Origin of the sequence: Rhodococcus antarcticus, assembly GCF_026153295.1 — a bacterium.
Taxonomy (GTDB): domain Bacteria; phylum Actinomycetota; class Actinomycetes; order Mycobacteriales; family Mycobacteriaceae; genus Rhodococcus_D; species Rhodococcus_D antarcticus.
In genome coordinates, this window is the sequence record NZ_CP110615.1 from 2,278,306 (window position 1) to 2,295,023 (window position 16,718).

Annotated in this window: 21 protein-coding genes; 8 read left to right on the forward strand and 13 right to left on the reverse strand. The window is 72.6% G+C overall.

Going from position 1 to position 16,718, the window contains the following annotated elements; translation table 11 throughout:
* Positions 1-13 precede the first annotated feature (13 nt).
* The 5 genes from RHODO2019_RS11060 to RHODO2019_RS11080 all read left to right on the forward strand — a co-directional run bounded on the left by RHODO2019_RS11060 (position 14) and on the right by RHODO2019_RS11080 (position 3,288).
* Positions 14-310: a hypothetical protein gene (locus RHODO2019_RS11060; RefSeq protein WP_265381853.1), complete on the forward strand. Its 297-nt coding sequence runs from the start codon at positions 14-16 to the stop codon at positions 308-310.
* Positions 307-705, forward strand: a complete 399-nt coding sequence (locus tag RHODO2019_RS11065) for an RNA polymerase sigma factor sigma-70 region 4 domain-containing protein (RefSeq protein ID WP_265381854.1) — start codon at positions 307-309, stop codon at positions 703-705. The genes RHODO2019_RS11060 and RHODO2019_RS11065 overlap by 4 nt, the downstream gene beginning before the upstream one ends.
* A complete protein-coding gene (gene nrdJ, locus RHODO2019_RS11070) occupies positions 702-2,831 on the forward strand; it encodes a ribonucleoside-triphosphate reductase, adenosylcobalamin-dependent (protein ID WP_265381855.1) in 2,130 nt (709 codons plus the stop codon). The genes RHODO2019_RS11065 and nrdJ overlap by 4 nt, the downstream gene beginning before the upstream one ends.
* Positions 2,832-2,912: 81 nt before the next feature.
* Entirely contained in the window at positions 2,913-3,065 is a 153-nt protein-coding gene (locus RHODO2019_RS11075) for a hypothetical protein (RefSeq protein WP_265381856.1), read from the forward strand.
* Between the two features lies 1 nt (position 3,066).
* A complete protein-coding gene (locus RHODO2019_RS11080) occupies positions 3,067-3,288 on the forward strand; it encodes a hypothetical protein (RefSeq protein ID WP_265381857.1) in 222 nt (73 codons plus the stop codon).
* 55 nt (positions 3,289-3,343) lie between these two features.
* On the opposite strand, the gene RHODO2019_RS11085 is transcribed toward RHODO2019_RS11080, so the two are convergent.
* From RHODO2019_RS11085 to RHODO2019_RS11100, 4 genes are all read right to left on the reverse strand, one after another.
* The gene (locus RHODO2019_RS11085; RefSeq protein WP_265381858.1) at positions 3,344-3,886 is read right to left on the reverse strand and encodes a hypothetical protein; all 543 of its coding nucleotides are present in this window, start codon (positions 3,884-3,886) and stop codon (positions 3,344-3,346) included.
* Between the two features lie 334 nt (positions 3,887-4,220).
* Positions 4,221-5,471 (reverse strand): deoxyguanosinetriphosphate triphosphohydrolase, encoded by a 1,251-nt coding sequence (locus tag RHODO2019_RS11090; RefSeq protein WP_265381859.1) that lies wholly within the window; start codon positions 5,469-5,471, stop codon positions 4,221-4,223.
* Positions 5,472-5,476: 5 nt separating this feature from the next.
* Positions 5,477-6,115: a YdcF family protein gene (locus tag RHODO2019_RS11095; protein ID WP_265381860.1), complete on the reverse strand. Its 639-nt coding sequence runs from the start codon at positions 6,113-6,115 to the stop codon at positions 5,477-5,479.
* On the reverse strand, positions 6,112-7,092 hold the full coding sequence (locus RHODO2019_RS11100) for an XdhC family protein (protein ID WP_265381861.1): 981 nt from the start codon (positions 7,090-7,092) through the stop codon (positions 6,112-6,114). The genes RHODO2019_RS11095 and RHODO2019_RS11100 overlap by 4 nt, the downstream gene beginning before the upstream one ends.
* Positions 7,093-7,230: 138 nt before the next feature.
* On the opposite strand from RHODO2019_RS11100, the gene RHODO2019_RS11105 reads away from it, so the two are divergent.
* On the forward strand, positions 7,231-8,430 hold the full coding sequence (locus RHODO2019_RS11105) for a DUF4032 domain-containing protein (protein WP_435532217.1): 1,200 nt from the start codon (positions 7,231-7,233) through the stop codon (positions 8,428-8,430).
* Positions 8,431-8,433: 3 nt separating this feature from the next.
* On the opposite strand, the gene RHODO2019_RS11110 is transcribed toward RHODO2019_RS11105, so the two are convergent.
* The 6 genes from RHODO2019_RS11110 to RHODO2019_RS11135 form a co-directional block, all read right to left on the reverse strand.
* Positions 8,434-8,982 (reverse strand): response regulator transcription factor, encoded by a 549-nt coding sequence (locus RHODO2019_RS11110; RefSeq protein WP_265384733.1) that lies wholly within the window; start codon positions 8,980-8,982, stop codon positions 8,434-8,436.
* Positions 8,983-9,035: 53 nt separating this feature from the next.
* On the reverse strand, positions 9,036-10,187 hold the full coding sequence (locus RHODO2019_RS11115) for a sensor histidine kinase (protein ID WP_265381863.1): 1,152 nt from the start codon (positions 10,185-10,187) through the stop codon (positions 9,036-9,038).
* Positions 10,188-10,228: 41 nt separating this feature from the next.
* Positions 10,229-11,014: an ABC transporter permease gene (locus RHODO2019_RS11120; RefSeq protein ID WP_265381864.1), complete on the reverse strand. Its 786-nt coding sequence runs from the start codon at positions 11,012-11,014 to the stop codon at positions 10,229-10,231.
* Between the two features lies 1 nt (position 11,015).
* Positions 11,016-11,945 carry an ABC transporter ATP-binding protein gene (locus RHODO2019_RS11125; RefSeq protein WP_265381865.1) on the reverse strand — a complete coding sequence of 310 codons (930 nt, stop codon included), beginning with the start codon at positions 11,943-11,945 and terminating at the stop codon, positions 11,016-11,018.
* An 84-nt stretch (positions 11,946-12,029) separates the two neighbouring features.
* Positions 12,030-13,415: a glycine--tRNA ligase gene (locus RHODO2019_RS11130; RefSeq protein WP_265381866.1), complete on the reverse strand. Its 1,386-nt coding sequence runs from the start codon at positions 13,413-13,415 to the stop codon at positions 12,030-12,032.
* 10 nt (positions 13,416-13,425) lie between these two features.
* A complete protein-coding gene (locus RHODO2019_RS11135; RefSeq protein ID WP_265381867.1) occupies positions 13,426-13,803 on the reverse strand; it encodes an antibiotic biosynthesis monooxygenase in 378 nt (125 codons plus the stop codon).
* Between the two features lie 51 nt (positions 13,804-13,854).
* Here RHODO2019_RS11135 and RHODO2019_RS11140 point away from each other — a divergent pair, with 51 nt between their 5' ends.
* Positions 13,855-14,238, forward strand: a complete 384-nt coding sequence (locus RHODO2019_RS11140) for an ArsR/SmtB family transcription factor (protein WP_265381868.1) — start codon at positions 13,855-13,857, stop codon at positions 14,236-14,238.
* Between the two features lie 5 nt (positions 14,239-14,243).
* A complete protein-coding gene (locus RHODO2019_RS11145) occupies positions 14,244-14,648 on the forward strand; it encodes a Fur family transcriptional regulator (protein ID WP_265381869.1) in 405 nt (134 codons plus the stop codon).
* Here the strand turns inward: RHODO2019_RS11145 and RHODO2019_RS11150 are convergent.
* From RHODO2019_RS11150 to recO, 3 genes are read right to left on the reverse strand one after another with little or no spacing between them, the layout of a single operon-like run.
* Positions 14,645-15,064, reverse strand: a complete 420-nt coding sequence (locus RHODO2019_RS11150; protein WP_265381870.1) for a hypothetical protein — start codon at positions 15,062-15,064, stop codon at positions 14,645-14,647. The genes RHODO2019_RS11145 and RHODO2019_RS11150 overlap by 4 nt on opposite strands.
* The gene (locus RHODO2019_RS11155; protein ID WP_265381871.1) at positions 15,061-15,891 is read right to left on the reverse strand and encodes an isoprenyl transferase; all 831 of its coding nucleotides are present in this window, start codon (positions 15,889-15,891) and stop codon (positions 15,061-15,063) included. Before RHODO2019_RS11155 ends, RHODO2019_RS11150 begins: the two co-directional genes overlap by 4 nt.
* Complete coding sequence (recO, locus tag RHODO2019_RS11160; RefSeq protein WP_265381872.1) at positions 15,848-16,696, reverse strand: DNA repair protein RecO; 849 nt, start codon at positions 16,694-16,696, stop codon at positions 15,848-15,850. Before recO ends, RHODO2019_RS11155 begins: the two co-directional genes overlap by 44 nt.
* Between the last annotated feature and the right edge of the window lie 22 nt (positions 16,697-16,718).

Genomic DNA, 16,718 nt, shown 5'->3' on the forward strand with positions numbered 1-16,718 from the left:
GAGAGGAGACACCGTGAAGGAGTCCGCAGACTGGACCGTGCTCGACACCCCCGAGGTCATCGAGGTCGCCAACAAGGTGGCCTCCAAGCTGGCCTCGCAGTTCAGCCACATCGCCGAGCAGGGCGACGCTCTCCAGGAGTGCTTCATCCTGCTGGCCCTGAACGCCGACCGGGTCCGGGGCTACCTGGAGAACGACGAGCTGGGGTTCCTCTACACCTGGCTCTACCACCTCACCCGGGACAAGGCGTTCGCCACCGACGACGACCGGGCCTCCCGTCACGTCGACCTGGACGAGGTCTCACTCGCGTGAGCTACAAGGCCGACGAGGTGGAGCGGATGCTCCCCTACATCTGGGGGCGCATGTACGTCTGGGGCGTGGCGAACCCGACCGCACCGCCGGCTGACATGCCCAAGGGCGCCACGGACAAGACGACCTCGAACACGAGCTGGGCTGTGGGCATCGACGTCCGCGACGCCTGGGACACCTCGCTCATCCCACTCGACGAGCGACGGGCGACGCTCCTGCACTTCGGAGCCGGCTGGACCCAGGAGGACATCGGCATCTACGAGTCGGTGTCCCAGGGCGCGATCTCCAAGCGCATCAAGCGCTGCCTGAACCGACTGACAATCAAGCTCAACGGCCCAGCCTACGAGCACGAGGGTGTGCAACTTGCACTCGAAGAACTGGAGGACCACCACCTGTGAACGCACCGACCATCGACATCCCCTGGGGACCGACCGGGGAGACCGTCTACGACCGCACCTACTCCCGCGTGAAGGCCAACGGCCAGCGTGAGACCTGGCCCGACACCGTCGCCCGCGTGGCCGAGGGCAACCTCGCCCTGGTCTACGGCGAGCGAAGCGTCTGGTCCACCAACACCGAGGCCGAGTACGACGACCTGGCCCGCATGATGCTGGAGTTCAAGCTGCTCCCCGCCGGACGTCACCTCTGGGCCTCGGGCGTCAAGGGCCGGCAGTACCTGTTCAACTGCCACGTCTCGGGCTGGGGCGTGAAGCTCAGCGACCACTTCGAGTTCACCTTCCTGCGGCTCATGGAGGGCGGGGGCGTCGGGGCCAACTACAGCTCGCGCTTCCTGGAGCCCTTCGGTGCACCGCGCCGCGCGCTCGACGTGCACCTGGTCTGCGACCCCGAGCACCCGGACTACGCGGCCATGGTCGAGGCCGGCCTGCTCAGCTCCGAGTTCAACGCTGACTGGCACGGTGCCTTCGAGGTGGAGGACAGCCGGGAAGGCTGGGCCAGCGCCCTGGTGGACCTGCTGGACACCTACATGACCGACGTCGAGGTGCGGCACTCCAGCCGGGTCTACGACGTGAGCCGGGTCCGGGCCAAGGGCTCGCGCCTGAAGACGTTCGGTGGCACGGCCAGCGGCCCGCAGCCCTTCGCCCGCATGATGACCGAGGTCGGCTCCGTGCTGAACAAGGCCCACAACCAGGTGGGCGAGTGGGGCGTGACCCCGTACCTCATGCCGACCGAGGCCATGGAGATCGACCACGCCATCGCCGAGTGTGTGGTGTCCGGTGGGGTCCGGCGCTCGGCCCGCATGGCGATCTGTGCCTGGGACGACCCCTTCATCGAGGAGTTCCTGAGCTGCAAGGCGGACTCGGGCAAGCACTGGACGACGAACATCTCCGTGGAGATCGACCAGGACTTCCTCGACCAGCTCTCTGACGTGGACTCCCCGGCCTACAGCCTCCACGAGCGGGTCGTCACGGCCATGCTCACCAACGGGGAGCCGGGCTACTGGAACAGCACCCTCTCGAACGTGGGCGAGCCGAACGAGGTGACGGCCACCAACCCGTGCGGCGAGATCGCGCTGGAGGCGTGGGAGAACTGCAACCTCGGCCACGTCAACCTCGACGCCTTCGCCCCCACCACGCGGGGCGAGGAGCTGGACGTGCACGAGCTGGCCCTGGCCCACCGGCTCATGGCCCGCTTCCTCATCCGTGCCACCTACGGCGACGTCAACGACGCCGGCCAGGCGGAGAAGCTCGCCCGCAACCGGCGCATCGGCGTAGGCCACCTGGGCGTGCAGGGCTTCCTCGCCAAGGCCGGCGTGCGCTACAGCGACGCCCCCAAGGACACCGAGTTCAGCCAGCTCCTCGCCGGCCTCTACTCGGTGGTGCGGCAGGCCGCGCACGAGTACGCCTTCGACCTCCGCATCCCCGCGCCGGTCAAGGTGACGACGGTGGCCCCGACCGGGTCCATCGCCAAGCTGCCCGGCGCCACCGAGGGCATCCACCCGATCTACGCCCGGTACTTCAACCGGCGGGTGCGCTTCTCCCTCACCGACGAGGCCCAGGCCGCGCAGGTGGCGGAGCTGCTCGCGCAGGGGCACGGCTACGAGCTGGACTCCTACGACGCCTCGGGCAACACCGGCATCGTCGTGTTCCGCACGAAGGAGCGCCTGGTCGCTGAGGTGGAGGCGCTCGGCTACACCGCCGACACCGTCGAGTCCGCCGACGAGATCAGCCTGGAGGACATGCTCGCCTTCCAGGCGATGTACCAGAACTACTGGGCGGACAACGCGGTGAGCTTCACGGTGAACATGCCGGCCGAGGACCACCAGGAAGCGGCCATGGCCTCCGGGGAGATGGTGCCCGCCCCGACGTACGGCTACGTCGACGAGGTTGCCACCACGCTCGCGCGCTACCTGCCCCACCTGAAGGGCACGACCCTCATGGTCGACGGCGCCCGCCCGCAGGCCCCGTACGAGCGCATCACCGAGGCCGAGTACGAGGCGGCTGGGGTGCAGCTCATCGAGGACGGCACCGACGAGGACTGCGCGAACGGGTCCTGCCCGGTCCGCTAGTGCACGGGGGCTTCGACAGGCCCCCGCCCATGGTGTAACTTGCACCGGACATCGGACGAACGGGAGGAGCAGGACATGGGCATGATGAGGAAGCTGACGGCAGTGAGCACGATGGGGGTCGTGGACTACCGCTCCGACAAGGAGCGCACGGCCCGCAGCACGCGCCTCACCAAGCGCGCAGCCAAGTCCCAGGCAAAGTCCCTGAAGGAGATCGCCAAGCAGGGTCGCGCCTGACATGGGCTACTTCAGCCAGGACAGGATCGACCAGCGCAACGCCCGCAAGGGCGACCCTCCGCCGGTAGCGCCCGAGCCCCAGCAGCCCTGGGGCAAGAGCGTGGTCGGGGGGAAGGCGAGCCTCGTCTGGGAGCGCAAGCTCATGGAGGAGCAGGTCGTCCTCCAGCGCGAGACCAACCGCCTGCTCCACGAGATCAGCGCCAAGCTGGACCGCACCACCTGAGTACGTACAGAAGCCCCCTAGCCTCATGGCTGGGGGGCTTTCTGTCGTTCGGGGCCTAGCTGGTGAAGATGGCCGGCTTGTACTCGAACCCGGGCCGGAGCTGCATGACCAGGTCGGCCGGGTTGGTGACCGAGAAGGCCAGCTTGAAGGTCGTCTCGCGGCCAGGAAGAACAGCGGTCTGCGGGGAGCCGTTCACCCCGTTCGCCGAGTCGAACAGAGCAGGAGCCTCGGCGTTCCCGCTCTGAAGCGTTGCGTTGAAAAGGGTCGGGTCGTAGTTCGCCTTCGTGCCGTTGACGACGGTGATGTCGAAGATGACGGCGGCGCCACCACCCCTGGCGAAAGCGGACTCGCTGGGCGTGTACGGCTTCGGTGCGCTCACTGTCACCGCAAGCCCGTTGTCGAACGTGAAGGCCGCGCCGAACTTGGGGTTGGCCGGCGCCGCCTCGGTCGTGGCCGTGGCCGCTGCCTGGCTACTGCCGTCCGCCGGGCGGTTCGAGCCAGCGCCGGCACTGTCAGACGCCTTGCCTGCTGTGCTGCCGCAGGCGGAAAGCACGAGCAGGCCGGCGATCACGGGCAGTGCGGCGTGGAGCTTCTTCATGGGGGACCCCTCCGTTGACTAACAGGGGAGCTGCAAGCCGGCCCCCCTCCGGTTTAGAACTCCTTGACCATAGCCATACATACCCACGGAGCACCACTTGCACGCTGCCGACCGCCCCCGTCCCCGCCCTCGCGCAAGCCGGCCGGGGGGCTTCCTGTCGTTCCGGGGTGCCTGGTTATCCCGGCATCGGGCCGGCGCCTGGGCGGATGCCGGGTTATTCCGGCAATGAGCGTCGCAACCGCAGTTTCTTGAAGAAGGACCTGCGCACCCGGTTCGCCGACTACGTGCTGCCGGGCTGAGCGGTCGGGGGGAGCGTCCGGCCGGGGGCGCACGGTCACATGCGCTCGAGGCGCCCCTCGGTCACCGACGCGATCTGGTCCACCACCACGCGCAGCCGGGCGGCGTCGTCGAGCGCTGCGTCCCACTCCGCGGCGAAGAACGGGTCCAGCGCCGACGAACCTGCCGCACACAGCCTCTCGGCCACCGCGTGCACCGTCTCCCGCTGGCGCTCCTGCGCGGCCAGGTGCAACGCGTCGGACATCACGTACCGCAGCGCCATCGCCTTGAGCAGCGCCACCTCCGCGGCCACCACGGCCGGCACCACCAGCTGGGCCTCGTACCGGCGCACCGGACGCCCGTCGGCCGCCGCCCGGGTGCCCGTGGTCGCCGCGGAGGCGAAGCGGCCCACGAGCTCGCTCGTCAGCCGCTTGAGCGCCACCGCCGCGGTGAGGGTCCCGTCGTAGACCCCGAGACCGGCCACCACGGGCAGCGCCGCGAGACGCTGGGCGGCCTCGACCAGCACGGCGTGGTCCGCGCCCCGCACGTAGGCCAGGCCCAGGTCGGCCAGGGCGTCGCGCTCGCCCGACGATCCCAGGGCGCGCAGGTCCAGGCGCCCGGCGAGGATCCCGTCCTCCACGTCGTGCACCGAGTACGCCACGTCGTCGGACCAGTCCATCACCTGCGCCTCGACGCACTGCCGCACCCCGGGTGCACCCTCGCGGATCCAGGCCAGGGCCGCGGCGTCCTCGGCGTAGGCGCCGTACTTCGAGCCCGGCGCGGTGCGCACCCACGGGTACTTGGTGGCCGCGTCCAGCGCGGCGCGGGTGAGGTTGAGCCCGGCCGAGGACCCGTCGGCGGCCAGCACCTTGGGCTCCAGGCGCGTGAGGATCCGCAGGTTCTGGGCGTTGCTCTCGAACCCGCCGCAGCCGGGCAGCCCGCCGCAGCCGGCAGCCACCTCGTCCAGGGCGCGCTCCCCGTTGTGCCCGTAGGGCGGGTGGCCGATGTCGTGGGCCAGGCCCGCGGCATCGACCAGGTCGGGGTCGCAGCCCAGCTCCTCGGCGATGCCGCGGCCGATCTGGGCGACCTCGAGGGAGTGGGTGAGCCGGGTGCGCGGGGTGTCGCCCTCGCGCGGGCCGACCACCTGGGTCTTGTCGGCCAGCCGGCGCAGGGCTGCGGAGTGCAGGACGCGCGCGCGGTCGCGGGAGAAGGCGGAACGGTCCACGGTGCTGCCGGGCAGGCCTGCGGTCTTGGCGACCTCGGGGACGTGCCGGGCGGTGGCGTGGCCGTCGTAGGCGCCCCCGACCACCGGGTTCACCCGCTCGCGTTCGACGTCGCGGCGAAGTCGGCCGAGGCGTGGCTGAGCCGGTAGTACAGCAGCGCTCCGGTCTCCCGGACGATGCCGTGCCACTGGGCGTCCCGGGTGAGCACCGCCGGGCCCTGCCGGGTGGGCGAGGTGTGCACGTCCAGACCCGCGTCGGCGGCCATGATCCGGGTGCGCAGCGAGTGCCACGGGTCGCTCACCAGCACCGCGCTGGAGAGCCCGTCTGCGCGCAGGGTGTCGGCCACGGCCCGGATGCTCTGCAGCGTGTCCGAGCCCACCTCGACGGCGACCACGGCCCCGGCGGGAACGCCCTCGGCCACCAGGTAGCTCTTGCCCGCGGCGGCCTCGGTGTACACGTCCCCGGGCTGCTTGCCGCCGACGGTGACGATCCGCGGAGCCACACCGGAGTCGTAGAGATCCTTGGCCTGCTCCAGGCGTGCGGCGAACACCGAGGACGGGGTGCCGTCGTACTGGGCCGCCCCGAGCACCACGAGCGCGTCGGCCGGCCTGCGGTCGTCGACCCGCGCCACCTGCCACACCCGCACGGCGGTCCCGCCGACCACGAGCAGCCCGAGCAGCACGGTGCCCGCGACGAGCCGTCCGGCCCAGCGACGCAGACCCCCGCTCACACCCCGATCCTGCCTGCGGTCGCGCCGAGGGCCGCCGGTGTGCGCCCGCCCCGTCGCGCCAGCACCTCGGCCACCACGCTGACCGCGGTCTCGGCCGGGGTGCGCGCGCCGAGGTCGAGGCCGACGGGTCCCCGGACGCGATCGAGCTCGGCCTCGCTGGCCCCGGCCGCGGTGAGCCGGTCGCGACGGGCCGACTGGGTGTGCCTGGACCCCAGGGCGCCCGCGAAGGCCGGGCCCCGCGCGCACGCCAGCAGTGCGCCGTCGAAGTCGGGGCTGTGGTCCAGGAGCACCAGCACGTCCGCCGCGGTCAGCGTGGCCACGGCCGCCTCGGTCTCGGCCACCGCGGTCACGGTCTCGCTGGTCCACCCCAGCATAGCGGCCTGGGCGGCGATCGCGGCCCCGAGCACCCCGGCGCCCACCAGGAGCACCCGGGGCACCGGCACCCACAGGTCCAGCAGCACGTCCTCGCCGTCCACCTCCAGGTGCTCGGTGGCGCTCACCCCGCGGCGGAGCAGCTGGCCGGCCCGCTCGTCGACGGCGGTGCCACCCACGGACCCGGCGCTGCGCTCCAGCGCGGCACCTACGAGCACCCGTGCCCCGCGCGGGCCCGCCGCGAGCACGGCCGGCTCGCCCCCGGACAGGGCAGAGCCCAGCAGGTGGGCGGCGTCCACGTCGAGCCGGTGGGCGAGCAGGGTGACGGTGCCTGCGCAGGCCAGCCCCGCGGCCACCGCGGCGTCCTCACCGAGCGCAACCGTGCGGCCGGCCACGGGGGTCCCACCGAGGACCTCGCCCGCCAGCTCGGCGACCGCGGTGTCCAGGGCCCCACCCAGCAGCTCGCCGGCCGAACCGCGGGCGGTGCGCACCACGAGCTCGCCGGAGGTCACCGAGCCGAGCCCGCTGCGGTCGGAGACCCGCACCACGCAGACCGCGTCGGTGGCTCCCGTCAGCTCGGCCCCGGGGGTCATCTGCTCGTCCATGCCCCCAGTGTCCCCGACCCCGTGCCCGACGGTGGTCCGGCGCGCACGGCACCCGCTAGGTTCGGCGGTGCCGTCGACCGCGAGGAAGTGACCGCCGTGGCCCTGCACCTCATCGGCTCCCCCGACGAGCCGGAGCTGATGTTCCTGCCCTGGGAGACCCCGCTGGACAGCTGGCCGGAGCAGCACCTGGTGCACCTGCCCCGCGGCATCTCCCGGCACGTCGTGCGGTTCACCCGGTTGAACAACCGCATCTACGCGGTCAAGGAGGTGGGCACCTACCTCGCCGAGCACGAGTACCAGCTGCTGCGGCGCCTGGAGAAGCTCGACGTGCCGTGCGTGCACCCCGTCGGCATCGTCACCGGGCGCGTCTCGGTCACCGGCGAGGAGCTCGAGCCCGCCCTGGTCACCGAGCACCTGCAGTTCTCGCTGCCCTACCGCGCCCTGTTCTCCACCACGCTGCGGCCGAACACGGCCAACCGCCTGCTCGACGCGCTCACCGCCCTGCTGGTGCGGCTGCACCTCTCCGGGTTCGCGTGGAAGGACTGCTCGCTGTCGAACACGCTGTTCCGCCGCGACGCCGGCGCCTTCGCCGCGCACCTGGTGGACGCCGAGACCGGGGAGCTGCACGACGAGCTCTCGACCGGCCAGCGCGAGAACGACGTGGAGGTGGCCTTCCTCAACATCTACGGCGAGCTGCTGGACCTGCAGGCCGGCGGGCTGCTGCACGAGGGGATCGATCCCGAGCACACCGCCGACGCCGTGCTGCGCCGCTACCACCGGCTGTGGGCCGAGCTCTCCTCGGCCGTCGTCATCGACCGCACCGAGCGCTACAAGGTGGAGGAGAAGGTCCGCACCCTCAACGAGCTGGGCTTCGACGTCGGGGAGTTCCAGGTGGTGGCCGAGCCGGACGGCTCGCACGTGCGGGTCCAGCCGAAGGTGGTCGACGCGGGCCACCACAGCCGTCGGCTGCTGCGGCTGACCGGCCTCGACGTGCAGGAGAACCAGGCGCGGCGGCTGCTCAACGACCTCGACACCTACCGCGCGTCGCTGGGCATCGCCACCGAGGACGAGCAGATCGCCGCGCACCGCTGGGTCACCGAGGTGTTCGAACCCGTCGTCCGGCAGGTGCCGAAGGCCCTGCGGGGCAAGCTCGAGCCGGCCGAGATCTTCCACGAGGTGCTCGAGCACCGGTGGTTCCTGTCCGAGGCCGCGGGCAAGGACGTGGGTTCGCTGCCCGCCGCGCGCTCGTACGTCAGCGAGGTGCTGGCCCACAAGCCGGACGAGCAGGCGGTGCTGGGCGAGGCCACCGGGGCGCTCCCGGTGCGCGCCGACGACTGACCGCTACAGCCAGCCCCTCAGCTCCGCCACCCGCACGGCGTCGGCCCGGCTGCGCGCGCCGGTCTTGCCGATGGCGGCCGACAGGTGGTTGCGCACCGTGCCCTGCGAGAGGTGCACCCGCGCCGCCACCTCCGACACCGGCGCACCGTCGGCGGCGAACCGCAGCACCTCGTGCTCCCGGGGCGTGAGCGGGCTCGTGCCACTGGCCAGCGACTCGGCCGCGAGCACCGGGTCCACCACCCGCAGCCCGGAGTGCACCCGCCGCACCGCGTCCACGAGCTGCTCGGGCGGAGCGTCCTTGACGACGAAGCCGGCCGCACCGGCCGCCATGGCCCGCGCGAGGTAGCCCGGCCGGCCGAAGGTGGTGCACACCAGGACACGGCACTGCGGGACCCGATCGCGCAGCTGCTCGGCCGCGGTGAGCCCGTCCACCCCGGGCATCTGGACGTCGAGCAGGGCCACGTCGGGGCGGGTGCGCACCGCCTCGGCCACGGCGGCCGCACCGTCGCCGACCTGGGCCACCACCTCGATGTCGTGCTCCAGGCCCAGCATCGCGGCCAGCGCCCCGCGCACGAGCGCCTGGTCGTCGGCGATCAGCACGCGGATCACGCCGGCACCGCCGTGGCGGGCTCGTCGGCGCTCACCCGGAGCAGGAAGCCACCGCCCGGGGCGGGCCCCGCGTGCACCGTCGCGCCCAGAGGCCCCAGCCGCTCGCGCAGCCCGGCGATCCCGGTGCCCGGTGCGCTGCCCACCACCGCGCCGCTGCCGTCGTCGCGCACCTCCACCCAGCTGGGGCCGAGCCGGACCTCGCACCGGCGGGCCCCGCTGTGGCGCACCACGTTCGTCACCGCCTCCCGGAGCACGTGGGCGAAGGCCTCCCGGTAGGGCTCGGCGACCTCGTCGGTGGCCTGCGGCAGCACGGCCTCGATACCGGCGGCGGTGAGCACGGCGCGGCTGCCGGCGAGCTCGGCGGGCAGCGAGGCCCGGCGCTGCGCGGAGACGGTGGAGCGCACGTCGGCCAAGGTCTGGCGGGTGAGCACCTCCACGTCGGTGATCTCGGCCGTGGCGCGCGCGGTCTCCCCCGCCTCCATCAGCCGCCGGGCCAGCGCGGCCTTGACGGTGATGGTGGTGAGGCTGTGGCCGAGCACGTCGTGCAGGTCCCGGGCCAGGCGGGCACGCTCGTCGGCGACGGCGAGCCGGGCCACCTCGTCGTTGGCCTCGCGCAGCGCGAACACCGCCGTCCGCAGGCTCATCAGGATCACGAGCATGAGCGCGGTGCCGCCGTAGACGCTGACCTCGGCCCAGTGCGGGCCGTCCCCCACCAGTCCGGTGTAGAGCAGCATCCCCGCGCAGGTGACCCACACCACGGGGATCGCCCGCGCGGGCGGCAGCGTCGTCGCCGCGCTGACGAGGGCGTACATCAACAGCCCGATGCTGTCCGGTCCGAGCAGGGCCACCAGGACGACACCCAGCGTCCCGAGCACCGCGACGGTCCGCGCGTCCCGGTAGCTCGCCACCTCGCTGGGCAGGACGGCGAGGTAGACCGCGCCGTAGGCCGTCATCAGGCTGAGCACCAGGACCTTGAGCGCGAGCGGGTCGCCGGAGCGGACCTCCTCGACCGCGGCCACCACCAGGAAGCTCAGGAAACCCAGGGCCACCACCCGCCACACCCACGGGTTGCGCACCCAGAACGGACGGGGCAACGGGTCGGGGACGGCGGCGGGGGCCACGTCACGGGAGGGCTCGGGCGGGGCCACGTCCGCGACGCTAGCCCCGCCCGCGGCCGAGAGGGCTCTCATCAGACCCGACGGGTGTCGCGACGGAACAGCAGCACGGCACCACCGGTGAAGACCGTGGCCCAGACGAGCACGTTGAGCACCGAGGCGACGGTGAACCCGTCGCCGGTCAGCGCGGCGTGCGCGAGCTGGGACAGACCGTAGGTGGGCATGAGCTGGGAGAAGGTGGCGAACCAGCCGCTGGTGACCGGGCCGGTGAACAACCCGCCGGCCAGCGCGAGCAGGGCCAGACCGGGCCCGAGGATCTGCATGACGTTCTCCGAGGGCATCAGGTAGCCCATGAAGAGCCCGAACGCGGCGAACACCACGGACCCGATCCAGGCCACCAGGGCCGTGGTCACCCAGACCCAGCCCTGCATCGACGCCCCGACCGCCGCACCGACCACGAAGACCACGACCACCGACGCGAGCCCGATGACCATGGCCACCAGCAGCTTCACCGCGATGTAGGCCGCCGGACGCAGCGGGGTGAGCCGGAGCTGGCGGCTCCAGCCCTGGGCCCGCTCGACGGACACCATGGCGCCGCCGCTGGTGGTGGAGAGCATCGCGCCGTACACGGCGAGGCTGATCATGACGTAGGCCGTCACGTTGCCGCGGCCCACCGACGTGCCGTTGTAGCCGTCGCTGGTGCCGAAGAGCAGGAAGAACACCGACGGCATGACGAGGGCGAACACCAGGGTCCGGCGGTTGCGCATCATCCGGCGCACCTCCAGGCCCAGGAAGGTCAGGTTGAACCCGCCCATCGACGGGACGGAGCGGGCGATCGGGGTGGCGGGCGTCGTGGTCATCTCAGGCCTCCTGCAGGGTGTTCGCGGGGGTGGTCGACCCGGCCGTGCCGGTGAGGGCGAGGAACGCGTCCTCGAGGTTGCGCGAGGTGATCTCCAGGTCGGTGGCTGCGGTGGCCGTGAGCAGGTGCCGGGCCACCACGTCGGAGTCGCCGGTGTGCAGCAGCACGCGCTCCCCGCGGATCTCCACGGAGTCGACGCCGGGCAGCGCGCGCAGCTCGTGCTCAGAGGCCCCCGGCAGGGTCGCGGCCACGACCCGCCCGGCCGCGAGGTTCCGGACCTCCGCAGCGGTGCCGTCAGCGACCACCCGCCCGTTCGCGACCAGGACGATCCGGTCGGCGTAGGCGTCGGCCTCCTCGAGGTAGTGGGTCGCGAACAGGACGGTGCGACCCCTCGACGCGTCGTCCCGGATGGCGGCCCAGAAGTCCCGCCGACCGCCCACGTCCATTCCCGTGGTGGGCTCGTCGAGCACCAGCAGGTCCGGGTCGCTGAGCAGGGCCATGGCGAAGCGCAGCCGCTGCTGCTCGCCGCCGGAGCACTTGACCACCCGGCGGTCGGCCTTGTCGGTGAGCCCGGCCCGCTCCAGCACCTCGGCCACCGGCCGGGTGTGGCTGAACAGGCTCTTCGTGAGCCGGAGGGTCTCGGCGACGGTGAGGTCGCGCAACAGCCCCCCGCTCTGCATCACCGCCGAGATCCGGCCCTGGGCCACCGCCAGCTGTGGGGTACCCCCGAACACGGTCAGCGACCCGCTGTCGGGCTGGGCGAGGCCGAGCATCATGTCGATGGTCGTGGTCTTGCCCGCGCCGTTGGGACCCAGGAAGGCCACCACCTCGCCCGGCTCGACGGTGAGCGTGATCCCGTCGACCGCCTGCACGGACCCGTAGGCCTTGCGCACGTCCCTCAGCGCCAGCGCGGGCGCGCTCGTCGTGGTCATGGGAGGAACTCTGCTGCGCGACGGGGTGGCGCACCCCGGCTGTCCGTCACGACACGCCCGTGACAGGTGTCACGGGCGGGGATGTCAGCAGCCGATGAGCCGCGCGGCGAGGTACCCCTCGACCTGGTCCAGCGCGACGCGCTCCTGGGCCATGCTGTCGCGCTCACGCACGGTGACGGCGTGGTCCTCGAGGGTGTCGAAGTCGATCGTGAGGCAGAACGGGGTGCCGATCTCGTCCTGGCGGCGGTAGCGCTTGCCGATCGCACCCGCGTCGTCGAAGTCGACGTTCCAGTGCTGGCGCAGGGTGGCGGCGAGCTCCTTGGCCCGCGGCGTCAGGTCGGCGTTGCGGCTCAGCGGCAGCACGGCGGCCTTCACCGGCGCGAGGCGCCGGTCGAGCTTGAGCACCACGCGCTTGTCCATGCCCCCCTTGGTGTTCGGCGCCTCGTCCTCGGAGTAGGCGTCGAGCAGGAACGCCATCATCGCGCGCCCCACGCCGGCCGCCGGCTCGATGACGTAGGGCGTGTAGCGGGTCTCGTTCGCCTGGTCGTAGAAGTCGAGGGTGGTGCCGGAGGCCTCCGAGTGCGTGCGCAGGTCGTAGTCGGTCCGGTTGGCGACGCCCTCCAGCTCGCCCCACTCGCTGCCACCGAAGCGGAAGCGGTACTCGATGTCGGCCGTGCGCGCGGAGTAGTGGCTCAGCTTCTCCGCCGGGTGCTCGAAGAAGCGCAGGTTGTCGGCGGAGATGCCGAGGTCGGTGTACCAGGCCATCCGGCGCTCGAGCCAGTACTCGTGCCACTCGGGCGCGGAGGACGGCTCGACGAAGAACTCCATCTCCATCTGCTCGAACTCGCGGGTGCGGAAGATGAAGTTTCCGGGGGTGATCTCGTTGCGGAAGCTCTTGCCGATCTGGGCGATGCCGAAGGGCGGCTTGCGGCGCGAGGACGTCACCACGTTGGCGTAGTTGACGAAGATGCCCTGCGCGGTCTCCGGGCGCAGGTAGTGCAACCCGCTCGCGTCCTCCACCGGGCCCAGGAAGGTCTTGAGCAGGCCGGAGAACGCCTTGGGCTCGGTCCACTCCCCCCGGGTGCCGCAGTTCGTGCAGACGATGTCGCCGAGGCCGTTCTCGGGCACCCGGCCCTTCTTCTCCTCGAACTCCTCGAGCAGGTGGTCCTCGCGGTAGCGCTTGTGGCAGCTCAGGCACTCCACCAGCGGGTCGCTGAACGTGGCGACGTGGCCGGAGGCCTCCCACACCTGCTTGGGCAGGATCACCGAGGAGTCCAGCCCCACCACGTCCTCGCGGCCGGTGACCATCGAGCGCCACCACTGCCGCTTGATGTTGTCCTTGAGCTCCACGCCGAGCGGGCCGTAGTCCCACGCCGACCGGGTGCCGCCGTAGATCTCGCCGCAGGGGTAGACGAAGCCCCGGCGCTTGCTGAGGCTGACGACGGCGTCGATCGGGGTGGAGGCAACCATGCGGTCGAGCCTATCGGTCGTCGCTCGGCGGATCCGCCGCCCAGGGTCGGGGCCCCGAGTCCGTCCCGTGCAGGCTCACCGACTCCACGACCGCCCCGTCGACGCCGTCCAGCAGCAGCTCGAAGGTGGTGGGCACCCCGCCCCGGCACTGCGCGAGCAGGGGAGCCACGTGCTCGCGGACAGCGAACGGGGACAGCGACCGCCGGTAGGCCGGCACCGAGTCGAAGCGGGCGGTGAGCACCCACGTCGACGGCTCGTCGACGGCGGGACCGGCGCAGACAGCCCGGCAGCCCGGCTGCTGCGCGAGCAGCGACACGGCCGTGCGGGCGCGGGCGGTGAAGGCGACGAGCTCCGCCCCGGGCACGTCGAACAGGCACACCAGCAGCACCGGGGAACCGTAGCCGGTGACCGCGGCAGCCCCTGCTCCTACGATGGGGCCGTGAGCACACCGACAGCGACGACCAGGGCGGACCTCGCCACCGACGAGGTCGACGCCGTCCACGCGCCCGACCGCGCCCCCGCGCCGGAGAGCACGCCACCCCCCAAGCAGACCCTGGTAGCCGCGGGTGACCTGCTCCGCGCGCTCGCCGCCCCGGTCCGCATCGCCATCGTGCTGCAGCTGCGGGAGTCCGAGCGCTGCGTCCACGAGCTCGTCGACGCGCTCGGGGTGACCCAGCCGCTCATCAGCCAGCACCTGCGCGTGCTGAAGTCGGCCGGGGTGGTGCAGGGCGAGCGGCACGGGCGCGAGGTGGTCTACCGCCTGGTGGACTCCCACCTCAGCCACATCGTCGTCGACGCCGTGACCCACGCGGCCGAGGGCTGAGCGTCGTGGTCGGCACCCCGAGCCCGGTCGTCCGCTCCACCCGGCAGCGCAGCGCCGTCTCCAGCCTGCTCGACGCCACCGAGGAGTTCCGCTCGGCGCAGGACCTGCACGAGGAGCTGCGGCGCCGCGGCGAGGGCATCGGCCTCACCACCGTGTACCGGACCCTGCAGACCCTCGCCGACGCCGGCAGCGTGGACGTGCTGCGCACCGACTCCGGCGAGGCCGTCTACCGCCGCTGCTCCGCCGGGCACCACCACCACCTGGTCTGCCGGGACTGCGGGCGCACCGTCGAGGTGGAGGGTCCGGCGGTGGAGCGCTGGGCGCAGGCCGTGGCCGCCGAGCACGGGTTCGTCGACGTCAGCCACACCGTCGAGGTCTTCGGCCGCTGCGCGGAGTGCGCCCGACGCTAGGTCGGCAGCGACAGACCGAGCTCCTCGCGCAGCTCGGTGCGCGCCCGGGAGGCCCCCGAGACCACGAGCAGCAGCAGCGTCGCCAGCGGTTCCGGCTGGAGCCCGGCGGCGGGGAACGCGTAGCGCAGCGTGACGTCGGCGGTGCGCTCCAGCTGCACCAGCCCGAGGCCGCCGAACTGCACCTGCGACCCGAGACGGGCCACGAGCTCGCTGACCCGCGGGTCGGGCTCGAGGTCCCAGGCCAGCACGCACGTGGTGGAGAGCACCACCAGACCCTCCGCGAGCTGCACGGCCTGCACCGCGCAGGGCACCCCCGAGTGCACGAAGGACAGCGCCCCGTCGGCGTCGACGACCACGTCCACGTAGCGCTCCAGCGCTGTGCGCGCGGCCGCCAGCAGCTCGTCGGCCGCGCTCACGAGCGGGCCCCCGGCGCCTCGGGCACGCCACCGAAGCGGCGGTCGCGGGAGGCGTACTCCACGCACGCCGCCCAGAGGTCGCGCCGGTCGAAGTCCGGGAACAGCGTGTGCTGGAAGACCAGCTCGGCGTACGCGGACTGCCACGGCAGGAAGTTGGAGGTGCGCAGCTCGCCGGAGGGCCGCAGGAACAGGTCCACGTCCGGCATGTCCGGCTCGTCGAGGTGGCGCGCGAGCATCGCCTCGTCGACCCTCTCCGGGTTCACCTTGCCGGCGGCCACCAGGCGGGCGATCTCCCGGGCGGCGTCGGCGATCTCGGCCCGCCCGCCGTAGTTCACGCACATCGTCAGGGTCAGCCCGGTGTTGTGTCCGGTCAGCTCCTGGGCCACCTCGAGCTCTCGAATGACGCTGGCCCACAGCCGCGGACGGCGCCCGGCCCAGCGCACCCGCACCCCCATCTCGTGCATCTCGTCGCGCCGCCGCCGGATGACGTCGCGGTTGAAGCCCATCAGGAAGCGCACCTCCTCGGGACTGCGCTTCCAGTTCTCGGTGGAGAACGCGTAGGCGGATATGTGGCTGATGCCGAGCTCGATGCCGCCGCAGATGACGTCCATCAGGACGGCCTCGCCCTTCTCGTGCCCGGCGGTGCGCGGCAGGCCACGCTCCTGGGCCCAGCGCCCGTTGCCGTCCATCACGAGGGCGACGTGGCGCGGGACCAGCTCGGGCTGGATCAGCGGGGGGCGGGCGCCGGAGGGGTGCGGGTCCGGCGGGCGGACCGGGCCGCGCTCAGCCGTGGGGGACGGGCGTCGGCGTGAGATCACGGTCCCCATCCTGCCCCAGCGGCTCGTCCGGGCCAGGGTCCGCGGGCGCCTCGCGGGCCTCGCGGGTGGGGAACACCTCGGGCGCGTTCCGCTCCACCAGGGGCAGGGTGCGCAGCGAGCGCTCCAGGTGCCACTGCAGGTGTGCGGCCACCAGCCCGCTGGCCTGGGCACGGACCTGGGCCGACGCGTCCTCGGTGTCCGACCACCGGCCCTCCAGCAGCGCCAGCAGCAGCGGCACCACCTCGGGGGCGGGCGTGGTGGACCCGGCGGGGCGGCAGTGCACGCACACCACTCCCCCGCCGGCCACGTGGAAGCCGCGGTGCGGGCCGGGTGCGCCGCAGCGGGCACACTCGGCCAGCGCGGGGGCGTACCCCGCGAAGGTCATGGCGCGCAGCAGGAACGCGTCCAGCACGAGCTGGGGGTCGCGCTGCCCGGCGGCCAGGGCGCGCAGGGCTCCCACGGTGAGCAGGTGCAGCCGCGGCACCGGGGACCGTTCCTCACCGGCGAGCCGCTCGGCGGTCTCCAGCACGGCGCACGCGGTGGTGTAGCGGCCGTAGTCGGCCACCAGGTCGGCGCCGAACGCGTCGGCGGTGACCACCTGGGTGACGATGTCGAGGTTGCGGCCCGGGTAGAGCTGCACGTCCACGTGGGCGAAGGGCTCCAGCCGGGCCCCGAACTTGCTCCGGGTGCGGCGCACCCCCTTGGCCACGGCACGCACCAGCCCGTGCTCGCGGGTCAGCAGGGTGACGATGCGGTCCGCCTCGCCGAGCTTGTGCAGCCGGAGCACCACGGCGTGGTCGCGGTACAGCCTCACCGCCCCAGTGTCCCACCGGGGA